The sequence below is a fragment of the Nocardia carnea genome, assembly GCF_029868325.1.
Lineage (GTDB): Bacteria > Actinomycetota > Actinomycetes > Mycobacteriales > Mycobacteriaceae > Nocardia > Nocardia carnea_C.
Window position 1 is genome coordinate 1 of record NZ_JARWNW010000270.1, and the last position, 18,028, is coordinate 18,028.

General features: G+C 68.3%; 15 protein-coding genes. 12 read left to right on the forward strand and 3 right to left on the reverse strand.

The annotated features are described in order from the left end of the window. Nucleotides 1-65: 65 nt before the first annotated feature. The gene (gene acs, locus QH196_RS26290) at nucleotides 66-2,012 is read right to left on the reverse strand and encodes an acetate--CoA ligase (protein ID WP_280418524.1); all 1,947 of its coding nucleotides are present in this window, start codon (nucleotides 2,010-2,012) and stop codon (nucleotides 66-68) included. A gap of 334 nt (nucleotides 2,013-2,346) precedes the next feature. Between acs and QH196_RS26295 the strand changes: the two genes are divergently transcribed. The 5 genes from QH196_RS26295 (at nucleotide 2,347) to QH196_RS26315 (ending at nucleotide 8,421) form a co-directional block, all read left to right on the forward strand. Continuing rightward, nucleotides 2,347-3,960 carry a peptide ABC transporter substrate-binding protein gene (locus QH196_RS26295; protein WP_432279559.1) on the forward strand — a complete coding sequence of 538 codons (1,614 nt, stop codon included), beginning with the start codon at nucleotides 2,347-2,349 and terminating at the stop codon, nucleotides 3,958-3,960. Between the two features lie 31 nt (nucleotides 3,961-3,991). Further along, a complete protein-coding gene (locus QH196_RS26300) occupies nucleotides 3,992-4,918 on the forward strand; it encodes an ABC transporter permease (protein ID WP_280418525.1) in 927 nt (308 codons plus the stop codon). Between the two features lie 14 nt (nucleotides 4,919-4,932). Next, nucleotides 4,933-5,886, forward strand: a complete 954-nt coding sequence (locus QH196_RS26305; RefSeq protein ID WP_280418526.1) for an ABC transporter permease — start codon at nucleotides 4,933-4,935, stop codon at nucleotides 5,884-5,886. Between the two features lie 79 nt (nucleotides 5,887-5,965). Next, nucleotides 5,966-7,621, forward strand: coding sequence for an ABC transporter ATP-binding protein (locus tag QH196_RS26310; RefSeq protein WP_280418527.1), 1,656 nt, complete (start codon nucleotides 5,966-5,968; stop codon nucleotides 7,619-7,621). A gap of 53 nt (nucleotides 7,622-7,674) precedes the next feature. Continuing rightward, nucleotides 7,675-8,421, forward strand: coding sequence for an oxidoreductase (locus tag QH196_RS26315; protein ID WP_280418528.1), 747 nt, complete (start codon nucleotides 7,675-7,677; stop codon nucleotides 8,419-8,421). Between the two features lie 475 nt (nucleotides 8,422-8,896). On the opposite strand, the gene QH196_RS26320 is transcribed toward QH196_RS26315, so the two are convergent. Further along, nucleotides 8,897-9,730: an HAD family hydrolase gene (locus tag QH196_RS26320; protein ID WP_432279560.1), complete on the reverse strand. Its 834-nt coding sequence runs from the start codon at nucleotides 9,728-9,730 to the stop codon at nucleotides 8,897-8,899. Nucleotides 9,731-10,093: 363 nt separating this feature from the next. Between QH196_RS26320 and ssd the strand changes: the two genes are divergently transcribed. From ssd to QH196_RS26355, 7 genes are all read left to right on the forward strand, one after another. Continuing rightward, entirely contained in the window at nucleotides 10,094-11,200 is a 1,107-nt protein-coding gene (ssd, locus tag QH196_RS26325; RefSeq protein WP_280418529.1) for a septum site-determining protein Ssd, read from the forward strand. Then, nucleotides 11,197-12,396, forward strand: coding sequence for a TadA family conjugal transfer-associated ATPase (locus QH196_RS26330; RefSeq protein WP_280418530.1), 1,200 nt, complete (start codon nucleotides 11,197-11,199; stop codon nucleotides 12,394-12,396). The genes ssd and QH196_RS26330 overlap by 4 nt, the downstream gene beginning before the upstream one ends. Further along, nucleotides 12,393-13,211 carry a hypothetical protein gene (locus QH196_RS26335; RefSeq protein WP_280418531.1) on the forward strand — a complete coding sequence of 273 codons (819 nt, stop codon included), beginning with the start codon at nucleotides 12,393-12,395 and terminating at the stop codon, nucleotides 13,209-13,211. Before QH196_RS26330 ends, QH196_RS26335 begins: the two co-directional genes overlap by 4 nt. A 103-nt stretch (nucleotides 13,212-13,314) precedes the next feature. Then, complete coding sequence (locus tag QH196_RS26340; protein ID WP_280418532.1) at nucleotides 13,315-13,911, forward strand: type II secretion system F family protein; 597 nt, start codon at nucleotides 13,315-13,317, stop codon at nucleotides 13,909-13,911. Nucleotides 13,912-14,016: 105 nt separating this feature from the next. Continuing rightward, nucleotides 14,017-14,217, forward strand: coding sequence for a DUF4244 domain-containing protein (locus tag QH196_RS26345; RefSeq protein WP_280418546.1), 201 nt, complete (start codon nucleotides 14,017-14,019; stop codon nucleotides 14,215-14,217). An 88-nt stretch (nucleotides 14,218-14,305) separates the two neighbouring features. Continuing rightward, nucleotides 14,306-14,620, forward strand: a complete 315-nt coding sequence (locus QH196_RS26350) for a TadE family type IV pilus minor pilin (protein WP_280418533.1) — start codon at nucleotides 14,306-14,308, stop codon at nucleotides 14,618-14,620. Beyond that, nucleotides 14,617-14,991: an Rv3654c family TadE-like protein gene (locus QH196_RS26355; RefSeq protein ID WP_280418534.1), complete on the forward strand. Its 375-nt coding sequence runs from the start codon at nucleotides 14,617-14,619 to the stop codon at nucleotides 14,989-14,991. Before QH196_RS26350 ends, QH196_RS26355 begins: the two co-directional genes overlap by 4 nt. Nucleotides 14,992-15,235: 244 nt before the next feature. Here the strand turns inward: QH196_RS26355 and QH196_RS26360 are convergent, their stop codons facing one another. Continuing rightward, complete coding sequence (locus QH196_RS26360) at nucleotides 15,236-17,602, reverse strand: DEAD/DEAH box helicase (RefSeq protein ID WP_280418535.1); 2,367 nt, start codon at nucleotides 17,600-17,602, stop codon at nucleotides 15,236-15,238. Nucleotides 17,603-18,028 lie beyond the last annotated feature (426 nt).

Genomic DNA, 18,028 nt, shown 5'->3' on the forward strand with positions numbered 1-18,028 from the left:
CCCTTACTCCCCCCGCCCCCGCGGGGGGGGGGCGGGGGGGCCCCCCCCCCCCGTCCGTATCCGGCCTACTCGGAACGCCCCGCGCGGATGTTCTCGAACACCTGCGGGTCCACCAGGGTGGAGGTATCGCCCAGTTCGCGACCCTCGGCCACGTCGCGCAGCAGCCGGCGCATGATCTTGCCGCTGCGGGTCTTGGGCAGTTCCGGCACCACGTGGATCTCCCGCGGGCGGGCGATCGGGCTGATCTCGCGCGCCACCTCGGCCTTGAGTTCGTCGACCATGGCCGCGCCGGTATCGGTGGCGTCGGCGGACAGGATCACGAAGGCGACGATGCCCTGGCCGGTGGTTTCGTCGGTGGCGCCGACCACCGCCGCCTCGGCGACCCCGGAATGGCCGACGAGGGCGGATTCGACCTCGGCGGTGGAGATGCGATGCCCGGATACGTTCATCACGTCGTCGACCCGGCCGAGCACCCAGAGGTCGCCGTTGACATCGAGTTTCGCGCCGTCACCGGCGAAGTACCAGCCCTGTTCGGCGAAACGCTCCCAGTAGGTGGCCCGGTAGCGTTCCATATCGCCCCAGATTCCGCGCAGCATGGCCGGCCACGGCTGATCCAGGACCAGATAGCCGTTGGCTTCGGTTTCGCCACGGCGCACTGTGTTGCCTTCCTCGTCCACCACGGTGGCCGAGATACCGGGGAGCGGGGTCATGGCGGCGCCCGGTTTGGTGGCGGTGATACCGGGCAGCGGGGAGATCATGATGGCGCCGGTCTCGGTCTGCCACCAGGTATCGACGATCGGCGCGGTGCCGCCGCCGATCACATCGCGGTACCAGCGCCAGGCCTCCGGGTTGATCGGTTCGCCGACCGAGCCCAGCACGCGGATCGAGGACAGATCGTGGGCGTCCGGGATCTGGCGGCCCCACTTCATGAAGGTGCGGACCAGGGTGGGCGCGGTGTAGTAGATCGTCACCCCGTACTTCTCGATGATCTGCCAGTGCCGGTGCTCGTCCGGGAAGTTCGGGGTGCCCTCGTACAGCACCTGGGTGGCGCCGTTGGCGAGCGGGCCGTAGACGATATAGCTGTGTCCGGTCACCCAGCCGACATCGGCGGTGCACCAGTAGATATCGGTCTCCGGTTTGTGGTCGAACACGACGCGGTGGGTGTAGCTGGTCTGAGTCAGGTACCCACCGCTGGTGTGCAGGATGCCCTTGGGTTTACCCGTGGTGCCCGAGGTGTAGAGGATGAACAGCGGATGTTCGGAGTCGAAGGACTCGGCCTCGTGCGCGGGCTCGGCCTGGGCGACCGTTTCGTGCCACCACAGGTCGCGACCCTCGGTCCAGGCCACCTCGATCCCGACCCGGCGCACCACCAGTACATGCTCCACGCTGGACGGAACGTCACCGTGCGCGAACAGTGCCTCGTCGACCGCCTCCTTCAGCGGCGCGGGATTACCCCGGCGCCATTGGCCGTCGGTGGTGATGACCAGGCGCGCCTCGGCATCGTCGATGCGCTGGCGGAGTGCGGTCGGGGAGAACCCGGCGAAAACCAGCGAATGTGTCAGGCCCAGCCGTGCGCAGGCCAGCATCGCCACGATGGTCTCCGGGATCATCGGCATGTAGATGGCCACCCGGTCGCCGGCCGTGAGCCCGAGCGAGGTCAGATAGTTGGCCGCCCGGCCGACCTCGGCGAGCAGATCCGCGTAGGTGATCGTCCGCGAATCGCCGGGCTCGCCCTCCCAGTGCAGCGCGACCTTGTCGCCGCGTCCTTCGAGGACGTGGCGGTCCACGCAGTTGTAGGCGACGTTCAGGCGCCCGCCGACGAACCATTTCGCCACCGGTGCCTCGCTCCAGTCGAGCACCTGGTTCCAGCGCTGGTGCCAGTGGAGGTGGTCGGCCTGCTCTGCCCAGAACCCTTCGCGATCCTGCGCGGCACGCTCGTAGATACCCGCGTCCACATTCGCCGCGGCAGCGAACTCCGCGCTCGGCGGGTAGGCGTCCGGCGTTTCGGTCATCTGAGTCACTTCCTTCGCGTTACCTGCACCATGAGGGCTATCTGTGACCCTAAACTCTCCCGGGTCCGGCCGTGCGTATCCCCGGACGAAAGGCCGCCGACATGGGATGAACGGCTGCCGGGAGCGGATGAACGGTCGCCCGCGACCCGGCGGGAACTGCGCGAAGCCGCGCGTGACGGAGCGTGTGCCGGTATCCTCGGACAACTCTGCGAGGTATGGGCCCCGCATTTCGGCGCGCGAGCCGGACACGCCGTGGCGTCGGTCGCGAAGGGTGCAGCGGCCTTGGTCTCGCGGCAGGGTGGACACCGGGCGGAGCGAACGAGCGGGGAGTTTGGTGCGGGGAGCGTCGTGGTCGTGGCGGGCGATCGTGCTGGTGCTGGCGCTGGCCGCTGCGGCGGTGCTGCCCGCCTGCACGGTGACGCCGGCGCTGGGGGATTCCATCGCCGTCAACGGCTCGGAACCGCAGAATCCGCTGGTGCCGTCGAATACGAACGAGAACGGCGGCGGGCGGATCGTCGACCGATTGTTCGCGGGCCTGCGCCGGATCGCCGCCGACGGCAGCCTGCACGACGAGGTCGCCGAATCCATCGAGACCACCGATCAGCAGCACTACCGGATCCGCCTGCAACCCGGTTGGATTTTCAGCGACGGCTCACCGGTGACCGCGCATTCCTTCGTGGACGCCTGGAACTACGGCGCCCTGGTCACCAACGGTCAACTGCAGAGCTACACCTACGAGCCGATCGTCGGTTTCGATGATGTGCAGGCGGATCCGCCGCGGGCACAGACCATGTCGGGTCTGCGGGTACTCGACGATCTCACCTTCACGGTGGACCTGAAGGTACCCACCATCGATTTCCGTACCCGCCTGGCCTATGCCCCGTACTACCCGCTGCCCGAGGCGGCGTTCGCGGATATGGAGGCATTCGGGCAGCACCCGATCGGCAACGGCCCCTACCGTTTCGCAGGTCCGGATGCGTGGCAGCACGATGTGAAACTCGATCTGGTGCCGAACGAGTCGTACCGGGGTGGGCGACCCGCCCGGAACAAGGGTCTGACCTTCGTCTTCTATTCCGACCTCGATGCCGCCTACGCCGATCTGCTGGCCGGCAACCTGGATGTGCTCGATACGGTTCCCACCAGCGCGCTGACCGTTGTCCACGCCGACCTGGGGGACCGCGCAGTCGCTGCGGCGACCGCGAAGAACCTGTGGATCGGCACCCAGCCGGGTCTTCCACATTTCGGCGGTGAAGAGGGGCGGCTGCGCCGGCATGCGATATCGCGGGCGATCGACCGCCGCGCCATCGGCGACAAGATTTTCCGCGGTACCCGCGCAGCGGCCCGGGATTACACCTCCAGCGTGCTGCCCGGTTTCGACGCTGACCTGCCGGGGTCGGAGGTTCTCGAATTCGATCCCGACGAGGCACGCCGTCTCTGGGCGCGGGCGAACGAGATCTCTCCGTGGAGCGGGCGTTTCGAGATCGCGTACAACGCCGACGGCGATCATCAGCCCTGGGTCGACGCGGTCGCGAACAGTATCAAGAACACTCTCGGTATCGAGGCGGTCGGGGCCGCCTATCCGACGTTCAAACAGTTACGCGACCAGATCACCTCGCGGACCGTCGGTAAGGCCTTCCGTTCCGGCTGGCAGGGCGACTATCCGACCATGCTCCAGTTCCTCGAACCGTCGTTCCTGAGCCATTCCGAAACCAACGATTTCGACTACCACAACCCCGAATTCGATGCCCTCATCGCGGCTGCCGAAGCCACACCGACCGAGCCGGAATCGTGGGCGCTCGTCGCCCGGGCCCAGACGGTTCTCCTGCACGACCTGCCCGCCATTCCGATCTTCGACTATGTGACCTCCTCCGGGTACTCCGACCGGGTCCACGGTGTCACCTTCGGCTGGAACGGGATGGCGGATTTCGAGAACCTCGAGTTGATATGACGCCCGGACCCCACAGGCGTGAGGAGCGCGTATGGCCTGGTACGTAGTGCGGCGTCTGCTGCAGATGGTTCCGGTGTTCTTCGGCGCCACCCTGCTCGTCTACTTTCTGATCTACAAGATCTCCGGGGGTTCGGTGGCGGCGCTGGCCGGTGACCGCACCCTCACCCCCGCCCTGGAGGAGCAACTGCGCGCGCGGTACCACCTGGACCGCTCCTTCTTCGTGCAGTATTTCTACTACCTCAAAGGCATCTTCACCTTCGACCTCGGCACCTCGTTTTCCGGGCGCTCGGTGAAAGACGAACTGGCGCGGGCATTTCCGATCACCTTCCGGCTCGCGTTCCTGGCGCTGGTATTCGAGGCGGTGCTCGGGGTGCTGTTCGGTGTCCTGGCCGGTTTACGTAAGGGCAAGCCGTTCGATTCGGCCATGCTGGTGGTGAGCCTGCTGGTTATCGCGATACCGGTTTTCGTCCTCGGCTTCCTCGCGCAGTTCCTGCTGGGTGTGAAATGGGGGATCGCACCGGTCACGGTCGGCGCGGACGCGAGCTGGGGCCGCCTGGTGGTGCCCGCACTGGTACTCGGATCGCTGTCGTTCGCCTACGTCCTGCGGCTGACCCGCAATTCGGTCGCGGACACTCGGGACGCCGACTATGTGCGCACGGCGACGGCCAAAGGCTTGCCCCGGCGCCGCGTGGTCCCCGTCCACATCCTCCGGAACTCCCTCATCCCGGTGGTCACCTTCCTGGGGGCCGACCTCGGCGCACTCATGGGCGGCGCGATCGTCACCGAGGGCATTTTCAACATTCCCGGCGTCGGCGGCACCCTCTACCAGGCGGTGGTGCGGGGTGAAGCGCCGACCGTGGTCTCGTTCGTCACGGTGCTGATCGTGGTGTTCCTGCTGGCCAACCTCGTGGTGGACCTGCTGTACGCGGTACTCGACCCCCGGATCCGTTATGCCTGAACAGGAGTGCGGCAATGTCGGATGAGTTGCCCCGCCGGCCCGGCCGGCAACGCTGGGTCGCCGAACCGGACGCGGTGACCGTGGAGGCCACCGATCGGGTCCGGGTCGCGGGCGCACCGCGCGGATTCTGGGGCCAGGCCTGGCGGAATCTACGCCGCAACCCGCTGTTCTGGATCGCGGCGGCGCTCATTCTGCTCGTGGTCGTGGTGGCCGCATTCCCCGCACTGTTCACCGGCCAGGATCCGCGCTACTGCCTGGTGGACAACAGTCTGCTGCCGCCGAGTTCGGCGCATTGGTTCGGATTCGACCTACAGGGCTGCGATATCTACGCGCGCACCATCTACGGGGCGCGGGCCTCCATCCTCACCGGCGTGGGGGCCGCGACGTTGTTCGTCCTGATCGGGGCCGGCCTGGGGGCGTTGGCCGGCTATTACGGCGGACTGCTCGATTCGATCATCTCCAGGATCTCGGAAATCGTCTATGCCATCCCGCTCATGCTCGCCGCCATCGTTCTCATGCAGCTGTCCACCGAACGCACCCTCGGGCTGGTGATCGTCACCCTGGCCGCCTTCACCTGGCCGCAGGCGGCGCGTATCGCCCGCGGTTCGGTGATTGCGGCGAAGAACAGTGAATACGTGTTGGCTGCACGGGCTCTGGGCGTCTCCCGCCTCGGTATCCTCGTCCGCCATGTCCTGCCGAACTCGGTGGGACCGATCATCGTGGTGACCGCGATCTGGCTGGGTGTTTTCATCGTCACCGAGGCGACACTGTCGTTCCTGGGTGTCGGCCTGCCGCCCACCGAGGTTTCCTGGGGAGCCGATATCGCGACCGGCCGGCAGCAGTTGCGCGGAGGGTCGTTGATCCTGTTCTACCCGGCCACCGCGCTGGCGCTGACGGTCCTCAGCTTCATCATGCTCGGCGATGCGCTGGGCGATGCCATCGATCCGAAAACCCGGCGGGCCCGGTGAACGGCGGAACCCGGCGAATTCGGCCGGCCGGAAGCCGGTACGACGCCTCGCGTGCGCGGACCCGAGACAGGAAGCGATCATGACCGGTACCACCGACGACCGCCCATTGCTGGAGGTCCGGGATCTGCGCATCTCCTTCGGGACCGGCGACGACCGCGTCGAGGCGGTACGCGGCATCGATCTCAGCGTCTACCCCGGGGAAACCGTGGCGATCGTCGGGGAAAGCGGATCCGGTAAATCGACCACCGCGCACGCCGTCCTCGGTCTGCTGCCGCCCGGCGGGCGTATCGCCGGCGGCAGTATCCGCTTCGCCGGTAGGGAGCTGGCCGGCGCGCCGGAATCCCGGCTGGTGGCCGTACGCGGCACCGAGATCGGTTTCGTACCGCAGGACCCGATGTCGAATCTCGACCCGGTCTACACGATCGGCTTTCAGATCCGGGAGACCCTGGCCGCCAACGGTATAGGCCGCGGCCGGGCCGCCCGGGAGCGGACAGTGGAACTGTTGCGCGCCGCCGGAATACCCGACCCGGAGCACCGGGCCGGCCAGTACCCACACGAACTGTCCGGCGGGCTGCGGCAGCGCGCGCTCATCGCCATGGCCTTGTCCGCGCGACCGGCGCTGTTGATCGCCGACGAACCCACCTCGGCGCTGGACGTCACCGTGCAGCGCCGGATTCTCGACCATATCGACAGCCTCACCGGCGAATTCGGTACGGCCATCCTGCTCATCACCCACGATCTGGGCTTGGCCGCCGAACGCGCGGAACACCTGATCGTGCTGTATCGGGGCCGCGTCGTCGAATCGGGCCCCGCGCTCGAACTGCTCCGGGATCCGCGGCATGCCTACACCCGGAAACTGGTCGATTCGGCACCGTCACTGGCTGCCGGGCGGCGGACGGGCCGTATCCGCGATGCCGAGCCGGACCGGGCAGGCGGCAAGGAACCGATCCTGGTCGCCGACCGGCTCACCAAGCGCTACCGGGTGCGCGGTTCGGCGCCGTGGCGCTCCCGGGAAAGCACGGCCGCGGAGAACGTCTCGTTCCGCCTGGACCGCGGCACCACCACCGCGCTGGTCGGCGAATCGGGTTCCGGAAAATCCACGGTCGCCCAGCTCGTCCTCGGACTGCTCGAACCCAGCTCGGGTTCGGTGATCTTCGACGGCACCGATATCGCGCAACTGTCGGGTCGCGAACAGACCCGGTTCCGCCGCCGGGTACAGCCGATCTTCCAGAACCCCTACGCCTCGCTCGACCCGATGTACTCGATCCACCGGTGCATCGCCGAACCACTGTGGACCCATAACCTCGGTACCCGTGCCGAACGCGACGCCCGGGTACGCGAACTGCTGGACCAGGTCGCGCTGCCGGCCGGTATCGCGTCCCGCTACCCGAACGAACTGTCCGGCGGGCAGCGTCAACGGGTGGCCATCGCCCGGGCACTGGCCCTCGAACCGGATCTGCTTGTCTGCGACGAGGCGGTGTCGGCGCTCGATGTGCTCGTCCAGGCCAATATCCTGGACCTGCTCGATCGCCTGCAGCGCGAGCTGGGACTCACCTATCTCTTCATCACCCATGATCTGGCCGTGGTCCGCCAGATCGCGGACGAAGTCCTGGTGATGCACGACGGCCGCATCGTCGAGGCAGCGCCGACCGAGCAGATCTTCGAAACGCCCGCCGAGGAGTACACCCGCAGCCTGCTCGCGGCGATCCCGGGTCGCGACCTTCCTGTGCGGTGATCCGTGCGGGTCTCGCGCCGGCCCGGCCGCCGCGCCGCGTAGCCTGCTACCCCGTGACCGATCCGCTCGCGCCCCTCACCGAACTGCCCGGCGTCCGGGCTGCCGCCGACAAGGCCCGCGACGCCTTGGCCGAGGTGCACCGGCACAAAACCAATCGCCGGGGCTGGCCGACCACGGCGGCCGAGGCCGCGGTGCGTGCCGCGCGATCCTCGGCGGCACTCGACGGCGGCAGTACCGAACTCCCTGCCGACGGTGCGGTCGCCGATCCGATCCTGGCCGGCGCGCTGCGCGTGGGGCAGGCGTTGGAAGGCGATGCGCTGCGGAACCTGGTCGGGGTCTGGGAGCGCGCGCCGCTGCAGGCGCTGGCCCGGCTGCACCTGCTGGCCGCCGCGGACCTGGTCGACGACGAAGGCGAACTGGGCCGGCCACGTGCTCATGAAGGTGTCGCGGAACGCTTGGACGTTCTGGCCCAGACTCTGCTGTCCACTTCGGCGCCCGCCCCGGTGACGGCGGCCGTGGTGCACGGCGAGCTGATGACGCTGAAACCGTTCGGCACCGCGGACGCACTGGTCGCGCGGGCGGCGTCGCGACTGGTGACCGTGTCCAGCGGGCTGGATCCGCACGCGCTCGGTGTACCGGAGGTTTTCCTGTTGCGGCGCCGGCAGGCCTATCTGGACGCGGCGGCGGGTTTCGGCGCCGGTACCGCCGCGGGTGTCGGCGGCTGGGTGGTCTTCTGCTGCGGGGCGCTCGAAGACGGCGCGCGGGAAGCGATGTCGATCGCGGAGGCGGCAGCCGGCTGAGTACCTTGCGGATGAACCACCCGGTTCGCCGCCCCCGGATGCGGCGTTCCCTGCACATCAAAGCGGGCGGCGTGGTCCTTGGACCTCACCGCCCGCGAGCACGGACTACCCGGTTACCATGCGTGCTGAAATGGGTTGTGTTCTCCGGCCTCGGCGTTCCTCCGGACTCCGCAGCAGCTCATCCCCGCAGCTATGCGAGGCCATCGCCGGCAACGAACCGGATTTCGCAGGCCCACAACACTCCTGCCCTTGTCGCGGCGAGCTCCGCGTGGGTACCTGGTGTCCGTGCTGGGAAGGGTGGGTCGGGAGGCGGAGCCTTCTCTTCCGGCTGCGCCTTGGCCTTCCGTCCTTCCGTGCCTCCATTTCTACACTGTGAGCGCACTCACATCAAGGCTTCGCAGAACATCACCGAACATTCACCGAATGGTCCCGCGAATCGGAGGGATATGCTATAAGACCAGGTGAGCGCCCCTCTTCAGCGGCGGCGAAGGAGTCGATAGGTGAGCGCTCCGGCGGCCAGCGCGCTCAGGCCGACCGCAATACCGGTGGCCGTCGTTTTCGACGGTGCGCGAAACCGTGACCACAGCGAAACCGGGTTGGAGAACGTGAGGACCGGCCAGTCCCGCGCTGTTGCCTCCCGCCGGAGGTTCCGGTCGGGATTCACGGCAGTAGGGTGGCCGACCGCTGACAGCATCGGCAGATCGGTGATCGAATCGGAATACGCGTAACACCGGGACAGGTCGTAACCCGCTGTGGCGGAAAGTTTTTCCATGGCTGTGACCTTGCCCTCGCCGTAACAGTAGAAGTCGACGGCGCCGGTGTACTTGCCGTCGACGACCTCCATCCGGGTGGCGGCGGTATAGGTGGCTCCGAGTGCCTCGGCGATCGGGGCCACCACTTCCTCACCGGAGGCGGAGACGATCACCACATCGTGGCCGCGGATCCGGTGATCGGCGATCAGATCGACTGCCTCCGCGTAGATCAGCGGATCCACCAGGTCGTGCAATGTCTCGGCCACGATCGACTGGATCTGGGCGACATCCCAGCCGGCGACCATATTCGTCAGGTTGGCGCGCATCCGCTCCATCTGATCGTGGTCGGCGCCCGAGAGCAGGAACATGAAATGGGCATAGCTGCTCTCCAGTACTGCACGCCTGTTGATCAGGCCTTCGGCGAAGAAGGGTTTGCTGAACACGTAGGTGCTCGAGCGGGCAATCACCGTCTTGTCCAGGTCGAAGAAGGCGGCGATACGGCCGTTGGTGCCGTGGCGATCGCCCGTCAGCGGAGTCGAATCAGCGGAGTCCGTCACGGGTTCAGGATAAGCATCGGTGCCTGGCGTGTCGGCGGCGCCGGGGCGATTCGGTGGCCCTGACCTGTGCTTTCTCCCGGCATGTAACAGCGGGTGTGAACCGGCGAACTTCTTTGTCGCGGGGCTTGCGTTCCCGTCGGGGATTGGGTGTAGTATGGCTGTCACCTGGACATGTTCCAGGCGCGTTCAGCCCGACCCCCCGGGGCTGAACCCCGACGGCCCCAGCCTCCTCCCCCCCCGGCTGGGGCCGTCCTCTATTCAAGGGTCGGTCGCGGACTCGCAGAGTTGTCCACAGCCCGCGAGTTGTCCACAATCGCCGCCACGCCCGCTTCCGGCCGGGATTCGTCGGCCACGCTGGCTCGTATGGACCACGACACGACCACTGCGGAAAACACCGAACCCGCTGTGCTGGTGGTCATCCGGGATCACCGGCTCCGCGAGGAAGTCCGCCGGGTGGCCGCGGCGGCCGGTCGGCGCATCGAGGAAACCGACCCACCGGCGGGCCGGCACGCCTGGTCGGTGGCGCCACTCATCGTCTTGGACACCCGGGCGGCGGTGGAATGCGCCGCCGCCGCGCCACCGCGGCGCAACGGGGTGGTCACCGTCACCGACGGCGAACCCGAACTGGGCGATTGGCAGGCGGCGGCGGTGATCGGCGCCGAACGTGTGGTCGCGCTGCCCGCCGCGGCGGTCGGGCTCATCGAGAAGTTCGCCGAATACGCCGAACAGCATGCCGACGGCGGAGTTGTCATCGCCCTGGCCGGTGCCGGTGGCGGTGCGGGGGCGTCCACCCTGGCCGCGGCGGTTGCGTTGCGATCGGCCGCTTCCCGGTTCCGGCCGCATACGGTGCTCGTCGACGGCGTGCCCCAGGGCGGCGGCCTGGATCTGCTGCTCGGTATCGAGGGCACGCCCGGCCTGCGCTGGCCCGATCTGGTCATCGACGACGGCCGGGTGGCCGCCGCCGAACTACACAACGCCTTACCCGGCGCCGGCGCGGGCCTGTCGGTGCTGTCCTGCGGCCGCGGCGCGGGACGGGCGAGTCCCATCGGCGCCGCCGCGGTCCATGCGGTGATCGAAGCAACCTGCGGGGCAGGCGATCTCGTCGTCTGCGATATATCCAGTGAACGAGGCCCCCATATCGATCGGATACTGGACGCGGCGGATCTCGTGGTGCTCGTCGTACCCGCCCGGTTACGCGCGGTGGCAGCGGCCGAGGCCGTGGCGCGGTGGATCGCCGACCGGAATCCGAACCAGGGCCTGGTCGTCCGTGGTCCGGCCCCCGGTAATCTCCGCGGTCACGAAATCGCCAGGGTCCTCGAACTGCCGCTGCTGGCCGCCGTACGCGCACAGCCGGGCCTCGGCGCCCGCCTCGAACGCGGTGGCCTGCGGTTGCCGCGCGGCCCGCTGCGCACCGCCTGCGACGCGGTTCTCGCGGTACTGAGCCCACCGGACGAACGGCGACCGCGATGACCACCGGCGCCGAGGACACCGTGGTCACGGCCGAACTTCTGGACCGGGTGCGCCGGCGGCTGGCCGGCGAATCCGCCGAGCCCGAACCGGCGCGGGTCGCGGCGGCCATCCGGGCCGAAGCGGGCGGAATGCTGGGTGATACCGATCTCTTACGTGCCTTGCGGCTGCTGCAGACCGAACTCACCGGCGCCGGCGTACTCGAACCGCTGCTGCACGATCCGGCGGTTGCCGATGTCCTGGTGACGGCGCCCGACGCGGTATGGGTCGATCGTGGGCACGGGGTCGAGAAAACCTCGATAACCTTTCCCGATGAGGCCGCGGTGCGGCGCCTGGCCCAGCGGCTGGCGCTGTCGGCAGGCCGTCGGCTCGACGACGCGCAACCCTGGGTGGACGGCCGGCTCTCGGGCCGGGAACTCGTACTGGGGAACAACTTCGGTGTCCGGCTACACGCGGTGCTGTCTCCGGTCGCCCTCGGTGGCACCTGCTTATCGCTGCGTGTCCTGCGTCCGGCCACCCAGGGCCTGGACGCCCTGTCCCGGGCAGGGACGGTTTCGGCCGAAGCGAAAACCTTGTTGCGCAAGATCATCCGGGCCCGGCTCGCATTCCTGGTGGTGGGCGGAACCGGCGCCGGGAAAACGACGCTGCTGTCGGCGCTGCTCGCCGAGGTGGCGGCGGGGGAGCGCATCGTCTGCGTGGAGGATGCCGCCGAACTCGCGCCGCCACATCCTCACGTGGTCCGGCTGGTGGCCCGCCCGGCGAATATCGAAGGCGCCGGAGAGATCACGTTGCGCGATCTGGTGCGCCAGGCGCTGCGGATGCGGCCGGATCGCATCGTGGTCGGGGAGGTGCGCGGCGCCGAGGTCGTGGACCTGCTCACCGCCCTCAACACCGGACACGACGGCGGTGCCGGAACCGTACATGCCAATTCGCCCCATGAGGTTCCGGCCCGGCTCGAGGCGCTTGCCGGTTCGGGCGGTATGGACCGGCCTGCCCTGCACAGTCAGCTGGCCGCCGCGGTCCAGGTCGTACTGCACGTTCAGCGGCGTACCGACGGTGCGCGCATCCTCCGGGAAATCGGCGTGGTGCGACGGGACGGTCACGGCTGGGTCGAGATCTGCCCGGCCTGGCGTCCCGGCGGGCCGGGCCCCGGAGCGGAGTTGCTGGCGGGGTTGCTCGAAGAACGGCTGGGCGGATGATGCCCGGAGAGCCGGCCGGGCCGGCGATCGCGGCGCTCGGCTGTGTTGCGCTGGGTCTGCTCATTCTCCCGGCAACAGCTGTCCGGCGGCGGTACCTGATGGTTTTCCGTTCGCAGCCGCGGCGTCGAATACCCGTGCACCGCTGTCTCCACTGCATTGCCGGTCTGGGCGTCGTGGTGGCGCTGAGCCTGGGCAGCGGGGCCCTTGTCACCGCAGTCCTCGTCGGGGCGACCGTTGCTGTCCGGGTGCGCCGCGCCCGCCGGTCCGGGCGACACCGTACCGAATGCGGATACCTGCTCGACGGCTTGGCGGCCGTGATCGCGGAACTACACGTAGGCGCGCACCCCAGCGCTGCCGCCGCCGTCGCCGCGCGCGAAACCTCCGGGATCGCGGCACAGGCGTTCGCGGTCGGCGCCGCCCGCAGCCGGCTGGGCGGATCCGGAGCAGACGGAATGCTGTGTCCGGGAACGGTCGTCGCCACCGAACTGGCCCGGGTCGCGGATGCTTGGCGGGTCGCCGAACGGCACGGCCTCGCGCTGGCCGAACTACTGTCGGCGGCGCGCGCCGACCTGGCAGCCCGGGCCAAATTCCGCAATCGGACCGAAGCAGCCTTGGCCGGTGCCCGGGCCACGGCCGCAATCCTGGCGGTCCTACCGGTGCTGGGCATCGGTTTGGGCCAGCTGATGGGGGCCGATCCGCTACGCGTTCTCCTCTTCTCGGGGATCGGCACCTATCTCTTGCCACTCGGCGCCGGCTTGGCCTGCGCCGGATTGCTCTGGGCCGATGAGATAACACGCCGGGTGGTATCCCAATGACTCCACCTGCCTGCCGTGACCGCCACCCGAACCGGCGATCTCGATGTCGATCCGCGCCCGCACGTTATCCCGGCCGCGGGCTGCTCGTGCATGGGTGCTGCCGATGACAACCGGTCCGGAATGGCCCTGCCTGCTGCTGGCCGCTGCGTTGCTCTTGGTCCCGGTCCGTGTGCCGGTGATCGCGCGGCTGTATGCCCGCCCGGTCGAGGGACGGCCGGCTTTACCCGGTACGCGCGGTCCGGCCGACCCGGTGGCGACCGCGACCCTCTTCGATCTGCTGGCGGCCTGTCTACGTGCCGGTTTGCCGACCGATGCCGCGGTCCGTGCCGTGGTGCCCACCTGCCCCGCTCGCCTGGCGGCACCGCTACAGCATGCCGCCGACCTGCTCGCCATGGGCGCCGACCCGGCCACCGCCTGGGGGGCGGCGGGGCCGGAAGCCGCGGCACCCGAGTTCGCAGCTCTGGCCCGGCTCGCACGCCGGTCGGCTCGTTCCGGATCCTCGCTGGCGGTGGCGGTGGGCGAGCTGGCCGAAGAACATCGGGCCCAGATCGAGGAAGCGGCGACCGCGCGGGCCGAGCGCGCCGGCGTGCTGATCGGCGGTCCGCTGGGCCTGTGCTTCCTACCGGCGTTCGTCTGCCTGGGCATCGTCCCGGTGATCGTGGGGCTGGCAGGCCGGGTGCTGGGCGGTGCGCTGCTGTGACCGCGCCGCCGGAACCGAGATGTACCTGCGTACGGACCGGCCGTACGCGGTCGAGAGAAGGGGATACAGATGTGGAAAGTGAGCGAATGGGGGCCGGTGCGGCGGTTGCGCACGGCCGGCGGGGAATTCAACGCCCGTCTCCTGCATGCCGCGGTCGCGGAGGAGGGAATGAGCACCGTGGAATATGCGATCGGCACGATCGCTGCGGCGGCGTTCGGTGCTGTCCTGTACACGGTGGTGACCGGCGAAAGTATCCCCGACGCGTTGACCGGGATCATCGAAAAGGCTTTGAACACAAGTGTCTAGCGTCCAGACCGGGACTTACCGGCGGTCCGGCCCCAGAGCTCCGACGGCTGCGCGTGCACCGGCGGTGCTACGGGACGACGCCGGTTCGGTGACTGTCGAGGCGGCAATTGCACTCGGGGCGCTGGCCGCCGCGGTCGCACTGTGTGTGGGTGCGGTTTTCGCCGCCGTCACCCAGGTGCGCTGTGTCGATGCGGCCCGGGAGGCGGCCCGTCTCGCCGCACGAGGCGACCGGGCGGCTGCCGAGCCTACGGCACGGCAGGTCGCCCCGGACGGAGCCGATATTTCGGTGCGCTACGAGGCCGATCGGGTGGTCGCGGTGGTCACTGCAGATGTTCCGCTGTTACCTGCACTCGAACTGCGTGCCGAGGCGGTGGCCGCGCGGGAGCCGGGGGAGGGCGTATGAAAACGGTACCCGCGCGTCTTTCCCGGGACGACGGGTCGGCAACGGTGACCGCCTGCCTCGCGCTGGCCGCGTTGCTCGCGCTCACCGTGCTCGTTACGCACGTGGGCGGGGTGATCGCGGCCCGGCACCGGGCGCAGGCGGCGGCCGATCTCGCGGCGCTGGCTGCCGCTGCGGAACTACCGGAAGGAGCCGATGCGGGATGCGCCGCTGCCGAAGCGCTCGGCCGGCGCATGAAGGCAGGAGTTGTCCGATGCGAGGTTGCCGGATGGGACGTACTGATCGAGGTCGAAGAAAAAGTACCGGCGGGTCCGTTCGGTTCGCGGGGTATACGGGCCATTGCACGTGCAGGTCCGGTCGGAGAAGGTGGGTGATCGGCTTTCGGGGAAATTTGTTAACGACGAATACCGCATTCGCTTAGGTAGAGCAATTAATGGCTCGCTACCGGAAATAGGAGTTTGTTATTGAATTGAATCGGATGCATTGCCGGCAGCTACCGATCCGTTACAGGGCAACAATCCAGTTAACATGATCATCTTCCTCTTAAATCGAACGAGGAGATGGGCAGGTTGCCGAGCGCCACCGTACGCGGCGAACGTACTGATCAGTGTGTACTCGTCAAGCAAGGCCGGATGGACAGCGGGGCTCGGCCGACTCGGCCAGAATCGCCGTCAACAAGCTGATCGCTCCGGCCTTGTCCAGCGGGTCGTTCCCGTTTCCGCATTTGGGTGACTGCACACACGACGGGCAGCCGGCACGGCAGGAACACGATTCCACGGCGGCCAGCGTGGCGCCCAGCCACCGCCGCAGCAGGGCGTAACCCCGTTCGGCAAAACCGGCGCCACCGGCCTGTCCGTCGTAGACGAACACTGTGGGGAGACCGGTATCGGGGTGCAGGTCGGTGGACACACCGCCGATATCCCACCGGTCACAGGTCGCGACCAGCGGCAACAGCCCGATCGCCGCGTGTTCGGCGGCGTGTAATGAGCCGGGGACATCGGCGGGCGCGATCCCCGCGCGCGCCAGCAGCTCCGGGGTCAACGTGTAGAGCACCGCGATCGTAGGCAACTGCTGCGGCGGCAGGTCGAGCTCGACCATATCGAGTACCTCGCCGGTGACGGCGGTACGCAGGTAACCGATGACCTGGCTGTGTACGGTAACCGTCGCCAATGCTGCTGTGACCTGCCCGAACGTGCGGCTTTCCCGGATCGAGTCGATGGTGAGGGAGGTGATCTGCCTGGCGCTGGTGGTCCAGCCCGGTGTCTCTTCGTGTACGAATGCGACGCCACCGTCCAGGTCTAGTTCGTCGACCACATAGGTCTCGCCCTGGTGCAGGTGTACCGCTCCCCGGTGCAGCGTGGCCGGCGCGCGGGCGGCGTCCGCCGTGCCGAGGAACCGCCCGGTCTCGCCGACCACGATCGCCACCGGGGTGCCGATACCGCCGCGGACATCGACCGCATCGTGCGGTGGTTCGGCAGCGGTATAGAACCAGTAGTGGCCGCCACCGTTCGACCGCCGCCGGCGAATCAGCCCCTTACCTGCGAGTTCGGCCACTATGTGATGGTCGGCGAGGCGCTGGACCTCGGCGTCGTCCAGGGGTAGTTCCATCGCCGCGCACAGCAGTTGCGGACCGAGCACATAGGGGTTGGCGGGATCGATGATCGTGGCCTCCACCGGGCGGTCCAGCAGGGCTTCAGGGTGGTGGACGAGGTAGGTATCCAGCGGATCGTCGCGGGCCACCAATACCGCCAGCGCTCCCTGGGTCCGCCGTCCGGCCCGGCCGATCTGCTGACGGAACGAGGCGACGGTGCCGGGAAAACCGGCGAGCACCACTGCGTCCAGGCCTGCGATATCCACGCCGAGTTCCAGGGCATTGGTGGTCGCCGCGGCGAGTATCGATCCGTCGTTGATTCCCGCTTCGAGTGCGCGGCGGTCTTCGGGTAGGTAGCCGCCACGGTAGGCGGCGATACGATCGGCCAGTTCAGGGGCGGTTTCCGTCAGTCGCTGCCGGGTGTGCAGGGCGATCAGCTCCGCGGCCCGCCGAGAGCGCGCGAAGGTCAGCGTGCGGGCCCCTTCGAGCACCAGGTCGGCGGTGATGCGGGCGGCCTCGGTGGTGGCCCCCAGTCGTACGGGGGCGCCGTTCTCGCCCTGTATCGCGGTGAGCAGGGGAGGCTCCCAGAACGCGACGGTGCGTGGTCCGCGTGGCGACCCGTCCGCGGTCACCGCGGCGCAGTCCGAGCCGATCAACCGCGATGCGGCGGCGGCCGGATCGGCGGCCGTTGCGGAGCAGAGCACGAACACCGGGTCGGCGCCGTAGTGGGCGGCCAATCGACGCAGGCGCCGCAGGACCAGTGCCACGTGGGAGCCGAAGATTCCCCGGTAGGCGTGGCATTCGTCGACAACCACATAGCGCAGCCGGCGCAACAGCCGTGCCCAGCGCTGATGAGAACGCAGCAGCCCGAGGTGCAGCATATCGGGGTTGGTGAACACCCACCGTGCCTCGGCCCGCACCAACTGACGGATCTCCGTCGGTGTATCGCCGTCGTAGGCGGCCACCGGGATCCGGCGTAGCGCTTCGTGGCGGGTGAGGTCGCCGACCATTCGCAACTGGTCGGCGCCGAGTGCTTTGGTCGGCGCGATATACAGCGCAGTGGCGCGCGGGTCGTCGTGTAGGGCGGTGAGCACCGGGAGCTGGTAGCCGAGCGATTTACCGGAGGCGGTCCCGGTGGATACGACCACGTGCTGCCCGCCGTGGGCGAGTTCGGCGGTGGCGGCCTGATGACTCCACGGCGCCGCGATACCTTCCTCGCGGAGCGCATCGATCACCGCGGGCGCCGCCCAGATCGGCCATTCGGCGGTCCGGGCCGCGCGGCCGGGGACCTCCGCGAGATGCGTCAGCCGCGAATCGGTATCCTCGCCTCCACGCAGGACACGATTCAGCAACGATCGCCCGTAGCTCTCCTCGGATCGGACCTCGCGAGTCATGTCGATACGCCCTCTGCCCGTCCGGATGATGTGAAACATCGGCGTCCGCCGCTCGCTGCCTGCGGTTTCGATACCCAATAGCGATCTGGGTCACAGCCGGGTACGCGGTCCGCTCGCTGGTTATCGGTAGGCAAACATACCGGAGGTTCAGATTCCGCCGGGCTATCCCTTATAGCCGCATTCGCGAGATCAATTTTTTTGCAAATTGTCGGTAACTCCGCTGTTGAATTTCCCAAAGACATGGTTCACTGGGTCTCGGTCGCAAGCTTCTGTGTTCGAGGGAACGGATGCAAAGTCCAAACCTTGGCAGGATCGATGTTGCGAACCGCTTACGAAGGCCCCGCGGGTGTCCAGAGTACAGGGGTTCGGAACGGGCCCGGTGGACGAAACTCAGTTGTCCGCCGTTCCGAGTAAGAAAAGAGAAGG